The organism is Streptococcus oralis, assembly GCF_001075875.1.
Classification (GTDB): Bacteria; Bacillota; Bacilli; order Lactobacillales; family Streptococcaceae; genus Streptococcus; species Streptococcus oralis_I.
Genome location: NZ_JUOS01000147.1, coordinates 1 through 13,192, shown reverse-complemented (window position 1 = coordinate 13,192; position 13,192 = coordinate 1). Strand labels below are relative to the sequence as shown.

The following is a 13,192-nucleotide window of genomic DNA, read 5'->3' as shown; positions in this document are numbered from 1 at the left end:
TGAGGAAAATGGATGTCAACCACTTTTGAAATTTTAATGAATCAGTTGGGAATACCCGCTGAAATGAGAAATCATGAGGCCTTCTCTCAGGCTGAAATAGAACAAGTCATTGTTCATAAACGAAGCAAAGTTTGGGAGTTTCATTTTGTTTTTGAAAATATCTTGCCTTTTGAACTTTTTCTAGAGTTGAAAAGAGGCTTGAAAGAAGAATTCTCAAAAACGGGAAATCAGGCTAGTTTTGAGATAAAAACAAGAAATCAGGAATTTTCTAGAGAACTTTTACAAGCCTACTATCGAGAGGCTTTTTCGGATGGTCCTTGCGCTAGTCAAGGTTTTCGTTCTATATATCAGAATTTTCAGGTTCGCTTTGAAAATGACCAGTTAATCATTGAAGCTTCTGAGGCGGCAGATACAGAGCATTTTAGAAAAAATCATCTGCCAAATCTTAGCAAACAGCTGGAACTTTTTGGCTTTCCTAAATTATCCTGCATTTTAGAAAAAAATGAAGAACTCACGAGGGAAGAGCAAGTGGCCTTTCAAACGGAAAATCAAATGATTATCCAAGCAGCCAATGAAGAAACACTTCGGGCTATGGAACAATTGGAACAGATGGCTCCTCCTCCTCCAGTTGAGGATAAGCCTGTCTTTGATTTCCAAGCCAAGAAAGCAGCTGCCAAGCCAAAACTAGACAAGGCAGAGATTACTCCTATGATTGAGGTCAATACCGAAGAAAATCGTCTGGTCTTTGAAGGAGTTGTCTTTGATGTGGAGCATAAGGTAACTAGAACGGGTCGTGTCTTGATTAACTTCAAGATGACGGACTATACTTCCAGTTTCTCTATGCAAAAATGGGTCAAAAATGAAGAAGAAGCTCAGAAGTTTGACATGATCAAGAAAAATTCATGGCTCCGTGTTCGTGGGAATGTTGAGATGAATAATTTCACACGAGATTTGACCATGAATGTGCAAGATGTGCAGGAAGTGGTTCATTATGAACGGAAAGACTTGATGCCAGAAGGTGAGCGTCGCGTTGAGTTTCATGCCCATACCAACATGTCGACCATGGATGCTTTGCCTGAGGTCGAAGAAATCGTTGCGACAGCTGCCAAATGGGGTCACAAAGCAGTAGCTATCACGGACCATGGCAATGTTCAGTCCTTCCCTCATGGGTACAAGGCTGCCAAAAAAGCTGGTATCCAACTTATCTATGGTATGGAAGCCAATATCGTTGAGGACCGTGTTCCTATCGTTTATAACGAAGTTGAGATGAATTTGTCTGAAGCGACTTATGTGGTCTTCGACGTGGAAACGACTGGTCTATCTGCTATCTATAATGACTTGATTCAGGTTGCAGCTTCCAAGATGTATAAGGGTAATATCATCGCTGAATTTGATGAATTTATCAATCCTGGGCACCCCTTGTCAGCCTTTACTACGGAATTGACTGGAATTACGGATGAGCATGTGAAAAATGCCAAACCCTTGATTCAAGTTCTGAAAGAATTCCAAGAATTTTGTAAGGATACCGTTCTTGTAGCCCACAATGCAAGCTTTGACGTTGGCTTTATGAATGCCAACTATGAACGTCATGGCTTGCCAAGAATCACTCAGCCTGTCATCGATACGCTAGAATTCGCAAGAAATCTCTATCCTGAATACAAGCGCCACGGTCTAGGGCCTTTGACTAAACGTTTTGGTGTTGCCCTAGAACACCATCACATGGCCAACTACGATGCGGAAGCAACTGGCCGTTTGCTCTTTATCTTTATCAAGGAAGTGGCAGAAAAACACGGTGTGACAGATTTGGCGCGATTAAACCTTGATTTAATCAGTCCAGATTCTTATAAAAAAGCTCGAGTCAAGCATGCGACCATTTATGTGAAAAATCAAGTGGGCTTGAAAAATATCTTTAAGCTGGTTTCTCTCTCAAATACTCAGTATTTTGAAGGAGTACCACGAATTCCACGTACGGTACTGGATGCCCATCGAGAAGGCTTAATCTTGGGCTCCGCTTGTACAGAAGGGGAAGTCTTTGATGCAGTCGTGTCACAAGGTGTAGATGCGGCAGTCGAAGTAGCTAAATACTATGATTTTATCGAGGTCATGCCTCCGGCTATCTATGCACCTCTGATTGCCAAAGAGCAGGTTAAGGATATGGAGGAGCTTCAGACCATTATCAAGAGCTTGATTGAGGTCGGAGACCGTCTCGGTAAGCCCGTTCTTGCGACAGGAAATGTTCACTATATAGAACCTGAGGATGAAATTTATCGAGAAATCATCGTCCGCAGTCTAGGTCAGGGAGCCATGATTAACCGAACGATCGGTCATGGAGAAGCTGCCCAACCAGCTCCACTACCCAAGGCGCATTTTAGAACAACCAATGAAATGTTGGATGAATTTGCCTTTCTAGGAGAAGATTTGGCTCGTAAGATTGTCATTGAAAATACTAATGCCTTGGCAGAAATCTTTGAGCCTGTTGAGGTCGTTAAAGGCGACTTGTATACACCTTTCATTGACCAAGCCGAAGAAACAGTTGCTGAGCTAACCTATAAGAAAGCCTTTGAAATCTATGGAAATCCACTACCAGATATCGTTGATCTACGGATTGAAAAGGAATTGACTTCTATCCTGGGGAATGGTTTTGCCGTGATTTATCTAGCTTCGCAAATGCTAGTGCACCGTTCCAACGAACGAGGCTACTTGGTTGGTTCTCGTGGGTCTGTTGGATCCAGTTTTGTTGCGACTATGATTGGGATCACCGAGGTTAATCCTCTTTCTCCTCACTATGTCTGTGGTCAGTGTCAGTACAGTGAGTTTATCACAGATGGTTCTTACGGTTCAGGATTTGATATGCCCAATAAAGACTGTCCAAACTGTGGTCACAAGCTCAGCAAGAATGGCCAGGATATTCCTTTCGAGACCTTCCTTGGTTTTGATGGGGACAAGGTACCCGATATCGATTTGAACTTCTCTGGTGAGGATCAACCGAGCGCCCACTTGGATGTTCGTGATATCTTTGGGGAAGAATATGCTTTCCGTGCAGGAACGGTTGGAACGGTGGCTGCTAAGACCGCCTATGGATTTGTTAAGGGTTACGAGCGTGACTATGGCAAGTTCTACCGTGAGGCTGAAGTAGAACGCCTAGCCCAAGGAGCTGCCGGTGTCAAACGGACGACCGGTCAGCACCCAGGGGGAATCGTTGTTATTCCTAACTATATGGATGTCTATGACTTTACTCCAGTGCAATATCCTGCCGATGATGTGACCGCTGAATGGCAGACTACTCACTTTAATTTCCACGATATCGATGAGAACGTCCTCAAGCTCGATGTCCTAGGGCATGATGATCCGACCATGATTCGGAAACTTCAGGACTTATCAGGCATTGATCCAAATGATATTCCGATGGATGATCCTGGGGTCATGGCCCTCTTTTCAGGTACAGATATCCTAGGAGTGACACCTGAACAAATCGGTACCTCAACTGGTATGCTTGGTATTCCAGAGTTTGGAACCAACTTTGTTCGAGGCATGGTCGACGAAACCCATCCGACGACCTTTGCGGAGTTGCTTCAGCTTTCTGGTCTGTCTCACGGTACCGACGTTTGGTTGGGAAATGCCCAAGACTTGATTAAGGCAGGGATTGCGGATCTTTCAACCGTTATCGGATGTCGGGATGACATCATGGTTTACCTCATGCATGCCGGTCTTGATCCAAAGATGGCCTTTACAATCATGGAGCGAGTGCGTAAGGGTTTGTGGCTTAAAATCTCAGAAGAAGAGCGCAATGGTTATATAGAAGCCATGAAGGCCAATAATGTGCCTGAGTGGTATATCGAATCTTGTGGAAAAATCAAGTACATGTTCCCTAAAGCCCATGCGGCAGCCTACGTTATGATGGCCCTTCGCGTGGCCTACTTCAAGGTTCACCATCCGATTTATTATTACTGTGCTTACTTCTCCATCCGTGCCAAGGCCTTTGATATCAAAACTATGGGGGCAGGCTTGGATGCCATTAAACGCAAGATGCAAGAAATTGCTGAAAAACGCAAGAACAATGAAGCTTCTAATGTAGAAATTGACCTTTACACCACGCTTGAAATTGTCAACGAGATGTGGGAACGTGGTTTTAAATTTGGCAAGTTAGACCTCTATCGTAGTGATGCGACTGAATTTATCATCGATGGAGACACCCTCATCCCACCGTTTGTCGCTATGGATGGGCTAGGCGAGAACGTTGCCAAGCAATTAGTTCGTGCTCGTCAAGAGGGAGAATTCCTCTCTAAAACGGAGTTACGCAAGCGTGGAGGACTCTCCTCAACCCTAGTTGAAAAGATGGATGAAATGGGCATTCTGGGCAATATGCCAGAGGATAACCAGTTGAGTTTGTTTGATGATTTGTTTTAATAGTTTGAAATGTCTTGTGTAGGTTTGAGGTTGTATCATGATGGAAAAGAAAAAAAGAGCAACACCCTGGAAACCAGGGAAAGTTATTTCCATAAGTTTGCGAAATGGCGTTTACGTATTAGCACAAATGGTGCGTGATCCCTATCTGGTATTTTTCAACCATTTTAACGAGGAAAATAATTGGAAGGGAGTGACCTTGAAAGAGGAGGATATCCTCTTTTGTAAGGCTGTTACTCGCCAGTTTCTACGCTACAGTCCTGTAGCGATTGTCAAAGAAGTTACCCCACTGTTAGATTATGAACTGCCTAAAGAATGGATTTATAGCCATATTGGAGGGCATCCTATTACTGTTTCGGTAAAGGGAAGGGAGCGCCAAGTAGCTGGTTTTGGTAGACGTTGTTCTTTGGTTCTGGCGGATAAGGACAGTGGACAACCAGAAGATAATCCACTTATGGGACTTTTCCAAGCTTATATCATACCAGATATCAAAGAACAGGATTGGGATCGGGTAGGTCAGGCTGAACACATGTCTATTGAAGTATTTCCAACACTCAACGAACGTCTCTATCTTTGCTTTCTTTATGGGAAAAATATAAATCCAGAACAAGATATCTCTTTAGGAAAGCCTCTACCTGATGACTATGAAACCTATATAGATATCCTCACAAATAGTCCAGAGGCACGACGCCTCTACCTAGGAGAGCATGAAGACTAAAAAAGGACATTTCATGAAACTAAGAATTTTTGCGGAAGATAAACCGGCTGAGAAGGTGTTTGAGTACCAATTTGAACTTGCTGATCAGACAATTCTTCTATCGACAGCACTCTTGTCAGGTGCTATTGCTTTGGCAGGATTATTTTCTGCTTTGAAAGAAAAATAAAATAGAAAAGAGAAAACAGAATGGTTTTACCAAATTTTAAAGAAAATCTAGAAAAATATGCTAAGTTGTTGGTTGCAAACGGAGTGAACGTGCAACCTGGTCATACCTTGGCTCTCTCGATTGATGTGGAGCAACGCGAGTTGGCTCACTTAATCGTCAAAGAAGCCTATGCACTTGGAGCGCACGAAGTTATCGTTCAATGGGCAGATGACTTTGTAAACCGTGAGAAATTCCTTCATGTGCCGATGGAGCGTTTGGACAATGTGCCAGAATACAAGATTGCTGAGATGAACTACCTTCTTGAAAACAAAGCAAGTCGCCTCGGTGTTCGTTCTTCTGACCCAAGTGCCTTGAACGGAGTGGATGCTGAAAAGCTTTCAGCTTCTGCTAAAGCTATGGGAATTGCCATGAAGCCAATGCGTATTGCAACCCAATCTAACAAGGTTAGCTGGACGGTTGCTGCTGCAGCTGGACTCGAGTGGGCTAAGAAGGTCTTTCCAAATGCTGCAAGCGACGAAGAAGCAGTCGATCTCCTTTGGGACCAAATCTTCAAAACTTGCCGTATCTACGAAGAAGATCCAGTTAAGGCTTGGGAAGAACATGCTGCTATTCTCAAGAGCAAGGCAGAGATGCTCAACAAAGAACAATTCTCAGCCCTTCACTACACAGCGCCTGGAACTGATTTGACACTTGGCTTGCCGAAGAACCACGTGTGGGAATCAGCCGGAGCTATCAATGCTCAAGGCGAAGGTTTCTTGCCAAATATGCCAACAGAAGAAGTCTTTACAGCTCCTGACTTCCGTCGCGCAGATGGTTATGTAACGTCTACAAAACCTCTTAGCTACAATGGAAATATCATCGAAGGTATCAAGGTAACCTTTGAAAATGGTCAAATCGTTGATATCACTGCTGAGAAGGGTGACCAGGTTATGAAGGACCTTGTCTTTAAGAATGCTGGTGCGCGTGCCTTGGGTGAGTGTGCCTTGGTACCAGATCCAAGTCCAATTTCTCAGTCAGGGATTACCTTCTTTAACACCCTTTTTGATGAAAATGCTTCTAACCACTTGGCTATTGGTGCAGCCTATGCAACGAGCGTTGTTGGTGGAGCTGAGATGAGTGAAGAAGAGCTTGAAGCTGCAGGACTTAACCGTTCTGATGTTCACGTTGACTTTATGATTGGTTCGAGCCAAATGGATATCGATGGTATCCGTGAGGATGGAACACGCGTACCACTCTTCCGCAATGGAGATTGGGCAATTTAAGGAGAAACTATGATTGGAAGTATGTTTGTCGGTCTTTTGATCGGACTACTAGCAGGAGCTATCACCAATCGTGGCGAACGCATGGGCTGCTTCGGGAAAATGTTTCTTGGTTGGATTGGTGCCTTTTTAGGACAATTAATCTTTGGTTCTTGGGGACCAAGCCTAAGCGGTACAGCTATTATCCCATCAGTTCTCGGGGCTATGATTTTGCTAGCCATTTTCTGGGAAAGAGGAAGCTAAGTTTCGATTAAAAAGCTTGTATAATAATAAAGATTAAAGGAGGTTGGAATTATTTCAACCTCTTTTTAAAGTGCTAGATAAAGTCCTTTGAAAGCACTCATCTAAGCTTAGCCACAGAGCTTTCAGTGACTGGTTCTTTTTATATTGCGTCAAGTATGGTACAATAAAAGCATGAGAATTCAACAATTACACTATATTATCAAAATTGTAGAGACTGGTTCCATGAATGAGGCTGCCAAGCAACTTTTCATTACGCAGCCCAGTCTATCAAATGCAGTTCGTGACCTAGAAAATGAGATGGGAATTGAGATTTTTATTCGAAATCCCAAGGGAATCACTCTCACACGTGATGGGATGGAATTTTTATCCTATGCCCGTCAGGTTGTCGAGCAAACCCAACTTCTAGAAGAACGCTATAAGAACCCAATCGCTCATCGCGAGCTTTTTAGTGTGTCTTCGCAGCACTATGCTTTTGTGGTCAATGCCTTTGTTTCCTTGCTTAAGAAAAGCGATATGGAAAAGTACGAGCTTTTTTTGCGTGAAACCAGAACCTGGGAAATCATTGATGACGTCAAGAACTTCCGCAGTGAAGTCGGAGTCCTCTTTTTAAATAGCTATAACCGAGATGTTCTTTCGAAGATGTTGGATGACAATCATCTGGTTGCCCATCATCTCTTTACAGCACAACCCCATATCTTTGTCAGCAAGACCAACCCTCTTGCTAAAAGAGACAAGGTGCAGTTGGCAGATCTAGAAGACTTCCCATACTTGAGCTATGACCAAGGAACCCATAATTCCTTCTATTTCTCAGAAGAGATTTTGTCACAGGAACACCACAAGAAATCCATCGTGGTTAGTGACCGTGCGACCTTGTTCAATCTCTTGATTGGTTTGGACGGTTATACCATCGCGACAGGTATCCTTAACAGTAATCTTAATGGAGACAATATTGTTTCGATTCCGCTTGATATTGATGATCCTATTGAATTGGTTTATATCCAGCATGAGAAAACAAGCTTGTCTAAGATGGGTGAACGTTTCATCGAGTATTTGCTTGAAGAAGTTCGTTTTGATAGCTAATCATAAGTACATTAGAAAAGAAAAGGAAATATGACACCAATGAATACCAATGATTTTGATTTTCACTTGCCAGAGGAGCTAATTGCTCAAACGCCTTTGGAAAAGCGTGATGCCTCTAAGCTCTTGATGGTCAATCGCCAGACTGGAGAATTTCAAGATCGCCATTTTCACTCTATTATCGAGATGCTAGAGCCAGGTGATGCCCTAGTTATGAATGACACCCGCGTCTTGCCAGCACGACTTCATGGTCAAAAGGAAGAAACAGGTGGACACGTTGAACTCTTACTCTTGAAAAATACAGCTGGAGACGAATGGGAAGTGTTGGCGAAACCAGCCAAACGTCTCAAGGTCGGTGCTCGAGTTGTCTTTGGTGATGGTCGCCTAAGCGCAGTTGTGACCGAGGAATTAACCCATGGCGGTCGTATTGTTCGCTTTGAGTATGAGGGGATTTTCCTTGAAGTGCTTGAAAGCCTTGGAGAAATGCCTTTGCCTCCTTATATCCACGAAAAGTTGGATGACCGCGAACGTTACCAGACCGTTTATGCCAAGGAGAGTGGTTCAGCGGCTGCTCCGACTGCAGGTTTGCATTTTACCAAGGAGTTACTAGAAGAAATCCAGCAAAAAGGAGTTCACCTAGTTTACTTGACCTTGCACGTTGGTCTTGGAACCTTTAGACCTGTTTCAGTCGACAATCTAGATGAGCACGAGATGCACTCAGAGTTTTACCAATTGTCTGAGGAAGCTGCAGCAACCTTACGTCAAGTCAAGGAAAATGGTGGCCGTGTCATTGCCGTGGGGACAACCTCTATCCGTACGCTAGAAACCATCGGAAGCAAGTTTGACGGTCAGATCCAAGCAGACTCTGGTTGGACCAATATCTTTATCAAGCCAGGTTATGACTGGAAGGTTATAGATGCTTTTTCTACTAATTTCCATTTGCCTAAGTCTACCTTAGTCATGCTTGTCTCAGCCTTTGCAGGCCGTGAGTTGGTCCTCGAAGCCTATCAGCATGCTATTGATGAAAAATACCGTTTCTTTAGTTTTGGTGATGCCATGTTTATTTATTAAAAATAGAAGGGCTAATTCCTGATTGGATTAGCCTTTTTTGATGTCAAATAGCTATTGAATTATATGGAAATAAATGATACACTGAAAACTACAGGTTAGCCGTCAAAAATATATGTAATTTCAGGCTAGCTATTTTAGATGCAGATAAAACTGTATCATCATTTTAAAAGGAGATTATCATGAAAAAAACATTGCGCTACACCAGCCTTTCAGCACTTGCCTTGTTGGCTGTGGTGACACTTGCTGCTTGTGGAGGAAATACTGAAAAAACTACAGCATCTTCAAGCAAAGAGGCTTCTTCCTCTAAAGTAACTAAGGAGTCATCAAGTAAAACAGAAGCTAGTCAAAAAGAGGAGCCGAAGTCTGAAACGAGTCCATCAAGTTCCGCAAGCACTCAAACGGATAAGAAGGAAGAGAAGAAAAAGTCGCCAGAAGCTTACGCAAAATTTCTTGGAACATGGGAAAACTATGCTGGAACAACTGCTACAGTCACAGCTGATGGAATCGTGACCATTCAAAGTTCAAAAGGAACCTTCCAGTATGAAATGGGCCAAGTAGAGGAAAAAGATGGCTACTACTCAACAGGAATCCATCTTGTCGATGGTGGAGAAGGTGCACGCCTTATCTTTACACCAGCAGGTGTAGCAAATGAATTGACAGGTACGGATGGCAGCCAAGACGTCTTGGCAATCGGCCAATCACCAAGCGACAAAGATAGTCATTTTTACCGAAATTAAGAATGAAAAAAGAAAAAGTGAGCCAAATCGACGGCTCGCTTTTTGAGTGGTGAAAAGTATGGATGAGATTGATTTGACAAGTAAAAAAGCCTTGATTCCAAGGCTTTTCCTGTTGTATGTAGATGCCCCCATGGATTTGGGAGACTATATCATCTTGAAAGTAATTAAAAAGTTGAAATTTAAGTGATTTTCGGAAGGTACTTTTAGGTATTTCAATGTCATGATTTAAAAATGGGGCAAAAGTGGGGCAAAAACCATACAGATTCTAAACTGTATGGTTCTTTTTTTATCTAACCAAGAAAGGTTAAAACTTATTAAAACAAATGCAATCAACTGTTGAAAACTTTTTAGTCCGTGTAATATAAAAACAAGTAAAAAGTTGAACTATAGGGAATATTGTGTCATAATAGGTAATAGATGAATAATTAATAGATTGGAAATAATGCTTTCTTACCTTAACAAGTTGAATTGGTTATACATTTTTTCGTCGCAATTGTGTCTATCTCTCGAGTTTAGCTAGTTTTTATAAGCTCTGGCTTCTAATCAATATAACAAATTTTAGAAGTGCATAAGACAAGATGGTGACATTACTACAGTCATTTCTAGTCACCATATGTTGCTGGCACAGGCTGTTTGTAGTGTTGGCTATTTACTAGTCAGTTTAATCGGAGTGTTTAATTTTTATTGTTGAAAGGTTTTTATATGGCGAAAATTCTATCTTTAGGTCTGACAGGTAAGAAATTACTTGCTCAGGGGTTCTTGTTTGTTCTGCTAGGTCTCATCTTGATGGTCACGGGGACTTGGTTGCCAGTAAAGGTTATTCGACTGGTTCTGTTTTTAGCTTGGATAGCAACGGTCTTAGATTTAGTATTACGTATTTTCAAAAAAAGTCAGTCAACGGACACCTTGGGAGTTGCACTGGTTAAATTGTTAGTGCTGGGATATTTGCTTGGCTCCAATCTTGCGACGGATGTGCCGATTTATATTTTGGCTCTTGTGATTGGAATTTATCAGATTTTTCATGCTAGTATCAACCTTGTCACCTATGTTCTCTACCGCAAAAACAAAATTCGACCTCGTTTTCGTTTCTTACTAGATGGTCTCGTACTAGTTTTTCTTGGTGGGACTAGTCTTTTGTCCTCTACGGGAAATTCTGTCTTTCAACTCTTTGTTTTAGGGGCTTATTTTTGCCTTTATGGTGTGTCCAATATCCGTGACGGTTTCTTATTTGAAAAGGAAATTGGGAAAAACCATCTCAAACGTCGTGTCAGAATGAGCTTACCTATTGCCCTAGCCGCTCTCATCCCTGCAAGTACTTTAGCAAAAATCAACAAATTCATGCAGGAAAATGCTGATGAGAGAGAGGATATCCATCTTGGAATGGTGAAGTCTGGTAAGACAGCGGAGCTTGAAATTTTTGTTCATACAGCTGAGACCTCTCTGTTTTCGGCAATTGGTCATGTGGATATCTGCTATCAAGGCCGTGTTATTTCTTATGGCAACTATGATCCGTCTTCTGAGACCTTATTTGGCATGGTAGGAGATGGTGTCTTATATTTCTGTGATCGTGACAAGTACATTGACCTATGTAAACGTGAGAGTCAAAAAACGCTTTTTGGTTATGGGATAGATTTGACGCCTGAAATGGAAAAAGCAGTTCAGAAAAAGTTGGCTGAATTGAAACAACTGACGATTCCATGGGAGCCAAGTGCAGATAAAATCATGACAGGTGATGGTAAGGAAGACTACACCTACGCTTATAAAATCAGACATGAGACAGATGGGGAACTTTATAAATTTATCAAATCTAAGTTTAAATCCTACTTTGTCTTATCTACAAACTGTGTGCTCTTGGCTGATACCATAGTCGGTCAGGCTGGCACCGATATCCTCTCACCCAAAGGATTTATCGCTCCAGGAACTTACCAAGCCTACCTTAATCGAGAGTTTGAAAAACCAAATAGTATAGTCGTATCTAAACATGTTTATTAAGGAGAATTTATGAACTTAGTAAAAAAATACACCCCGTTAATACTTTTTATAGGGCTGGTTGCTCTTGTAATTCTGAATGCATCGAGCTTTATATCAGGAGCAATCTCTTTCTTTGACGTGACTTCAACCTTGATTTATGGCGCTGTTATTGCTTTTGTGCTCAATGTTCCCATGAAAAAAATTGAACAATTGCTAGTCAAAATGAAGGTAAAGCCAGAGTTGCGTCGTCCGATTGCCATGGTACTTGTTTTCCTAACTCTTATCTTAATCGTGATTGGTATTTTGGTTTTGGTGTTACCAACCCTAGCTCTGACTATTAGTCAACTGGGAACAGTACTTTCAACAGTCCTCTCTCAACTAGGGGAATTACTTGAAAGTTCGGAATTTGTGACCAAAGACATGTTGTCAACTGTTGTATCAGGAATACAGGGACAGTCTAGCTCTATTAGCCAAGCTTTGATAGGCTTCTTATCTGGTCTAACTAGTAATATCAGCAATATTTTTTCAAGTATGATGAATGCCTTCCTGGTTATAGTCTTTACCTTTTCATTTTTATCCAGTAAGGAACATTTGGCAGCGATGACGAGCCGACTTCTGAAAGTCTTACTTCCAGAGAAGGTAGTGACAAAGTTGGCTTACATCGGACAAATAGGACTAGAAACTTATGATCAGTTTTTGATGAGTCAGCTAATTGAAGCAGTCATCATAGGAGTTATGGTAGCGGTTGGCTATAGCCTATTTGGACTACCTTATGGGGTAATGACAGGTATCTTTGCAGGAGTGCTGTCTTTCATTCCTTATGTTGGTCCTATGATTGCTTGTGTGCTAGGAGCGATTTTTATCTTTACAGTCAGTCCAAGTCAAGCTTTACTGTCTATCCTTCTTTATCAAATTATACAGCTGATTGAGGGAAACCTTATCTATCCCAAAGTTGTGGGTCAATCTATCGGCTTACCAGCTCTCTTCACACTTGCAGCAGCTAGTATTGGAGGGAATCTTTTCGGACTGCTTGGAATGATATTCTTTACACCCATATTTGCTGTTATCTATCGATTGGTTAAAGAATTTGTCGTTGCAAAGGAAAATCAGGTAGATTGAGAAAGACTGAATTTAATAAGATATACTAAGAAGAGAGTGAAAGATTCTCTTCTCTTTTATTTCTAAATGACTTGCTCTTGTTCCGTTGCGAAAATTTATGAATTCATAATAGCCCATTTTAATCTCTATGCGGATTGGCCATGTAATATGGGCACAAATTAGTATAGTTTAGTTAATTATAGACTAGCTCTCTATTGTAAAAAACAGTTGGCCTTATCAAACACTACTAGCAATTGATTGAGAATAAATGATAAGTTGGATAAGGTTAGAAAACCTTTATAATGATTTGCTATAAAAAGCTATTGGACAGCAAAAAAAGCCTTGATTTTAAGGCTTTTTCCTGTTGATTTAGATGCCCCCTACATGAATTTGTAAGAACTTTTCATATTGAAAATAAACAAAAATGTTGAAATATAGCTGATTTTAG

The 13,192-nt window shown here is 41.5% G+C and carries 11 protein-coding genes; all 11 read left to right on the top strand.

What is annotated here, in order from left to right:
• Positions 1-12: 12 nt before the first annotated feature.
• The 11 genes from ADM33_RS08275 to ADM33_RS08230 all read left to right on the top strand — a co-directional run bounded on the left by ADM33_RS08275 (position 13) and on the right by ADM33_RS08230 (position 12,765).
• Positions 13-4,407, top strand: a complete 4,395-nt coding sequence (locus ADM33_RS08275) for a PolC-type DNA polymerase III (protein ID WP_049504440.1) — start codon at positions 13-15, stop codon at positions 4,405-4,407.
• A 37-nt stretch (positions 4,408-4,444) separates the two neighbouring features.
• A complete protein-coding gene (locus ADM33_RS08270) occupies positions 4,445-5,122 on the top strand; it encodes a hypothetical protein (RefSeq protein ID WP_049504438.1) in 678 nt (225 codons plus the stop codon).
• Positions 5,112-5,288: a hypothetical protein gene (locus ADM33_RS11555; RefSeq protein WP_162489556.1), complete on the top strand. Its 177-nt coding sequence runs from the start codon at positions 5,112-5,114 to the stop codon at positions 5,286-5,288. The genes ADM33_RS08270 and ADM33_RS11555 overlap by 11 nt, the downstream gene beginning before the upstream one ends.
• A 20-nt stretch (positions 5,289-5,308) precedes the next feature.
• Positions 5,309-6,550 (top strand): aminopeptidase, encoded by a 1,242-nt coding sequence (locus tag ADM33_RS08260; protein ID WP_049504436.1) that lies wholly within the window; start codon positions 5,309-5,311, stop codon positions 6,548-6,550.
• A gap of 9 nt (positions 6,551-6,559) precedes the next feature.
• Positions 6,560-6,790 carry a GlsB/YeaQ/YmgE family stress response membrane protein gene (locus ADM33_RS08255; RefSeq protein ID WP_049504434.1) on the top strand — a complete coding sequence of 77 codons (231 nt, stop codon included), beginning with the start codon at positions 6,560-6,562 and terminating at the stop codon, positions 6,788-6,790.
• Positions 6,791-6,961: 171 nt separating this feature from the next.
• Positions 6,962-7,870, top strand: a complete 909-nt coding sequence (locus ADM33_RS08250; protein ID WP_049504432.1) for a LysR family transcriptional regulator — start codon at positions 6,962-6,964, stop codon at positions 7,868-7,870.
• A 39-nt stretch (positions 7,871-7,909) separates the two neighbouring features.
• Positions 7,910-8,938, top strand: coding sequence for a tRNA preQ1(34) S-adenosylmethionine ribosyltransferase-isomerase QueA (gene queA, locus ADM33_RS08245; RefSeq protein ID WP_049504431.1), 1,029 nt, complete (start codon positions 7,910-7,912; stop codon positions 8,936-8,938).
• Positions 8,939-9,117: 179 nt separating this feature from the next.
• Positions 9,118-9,675 carry a hypothetical protein gene (locus ADM33_RS08240; protein WP_049504428.1) on the top strand — a complete coding sequence of 186 codons (558 nt, stop codon included), beginning with the start codon at positions 9,118-9,120 and terminating at the stop codon, positions 9,673-9,675.
• A gap of 58 nt (positions 9,676-9,733) precedes the next feature.
• A complete protein-coding gene (locus tag ADM33_RS11800; protein WP_275138985.1) occupies positions 9,734-9,862 on the top strand; it encodes a hypothetical protein in 129 nt (42 codons plus the stop codon).
• A gap of 515 nt (positions 9,863-10,377) precedes the next feature.
• Positions 10,378-11,667 carry a membrane protein gene (locus ADM33_RS08235; protein ID WP_049504426.1) on the top strand — a complete coding sequence of 430 codons (1,290 nt, stop codon included), beginning with the start codon at positions 10,378-10,380 and terminating at the stop codon, positions 11,665-11,667.
• A 9-nt stretch (positions 11,668-11,676) separates the two neighbouring features.
• Entirely contained in the window at positions 11,677-12,765 is a 1,089-nt protein-coding gene (locus ADM33_RS08230; protein ID WP_049504425.1) for an AI-2E family transporter, read from the top strand.
• Positions 12,766-13,192 lie beyond the last annotated feature (427 nt).

Bases quoted from the DNA above. Each gene is read 5' to 3' on its own strand.
- ADM33_RS08230 (WP_049504425.1), top strand. From the start codon at position 11,677: ATGAACTTAGTAAAAAAATACACCCCGTTAATACTTTTTATAGGGCTG.
- ADM33_RS08250 (WP_049504432.1), top strand. From the start codon at position 6,962: ATGAGAATTCAACAATTACACTATATTATCAAAATTGTAGAGACTGGT.
- ADM33_RS08240 (WP_049504428.1), top strand. From the start codon at position 9,118: ATGAAAAAAACATTGCGCTACACCAGCCTTTCAGCACTTGCCTTGTTG.
- ADM33_RS11555 (WP_162489556.1), top strand. From the start codon at position 5,112: ATGAAGACTAAAAAAGGACATTTCATGAAACTAAGAATTTTTGCGGAA.
- ADM33_RS08255 (WP_049504434.1), top strand. From the start codon at position 6,560: ATGATTGGAAGTATGTTTGTCGGTCTTTTGATCGGACTACTAGCAGGA.
- ADM33_RS08235 (WP_049504426.1), top strand. From the start codon at position 10,378: ATGGCGAAAATTCTATCTTTAGGTCTGACAGGTAAGAAATTACTTGCT.
- ADM33_RS08270 (WP_049504438.1), top strand. From the start codon at position 4,445: ATGATGGAAAAGAAAAAAAGAGCAACACCCTGGAAACCAGGGAAAGTT.
- ADM33_RS08275 (WP_049504440.1), top strand. From the start codon at position 13: ATGTCAACCACTTTTGAAATTTTAATGAATCAGTTGGGAATACCCGCT.
- ADM33_RS11800 (WP_275138985.1), top strand. From the start codon at position 9,734: ATGGATGAGATTGATTTGACAAGTAAAAAAGCCTTGATTCCAAGGCTT.
- queA (WP_049504431.1), top strand. From the start codon at position 7,910: ATGAATACCAATGATTTTGATTTTCACTTGCCAGAGGAGCTAATTGCT.
- ADM33_RS08260 (WP_049504436.1), top strand. From the start codon at position 5,309: ATGGTTTTACCAAATTTTAAAGAAAATCTAGAAAAATATGCTAAGTTG.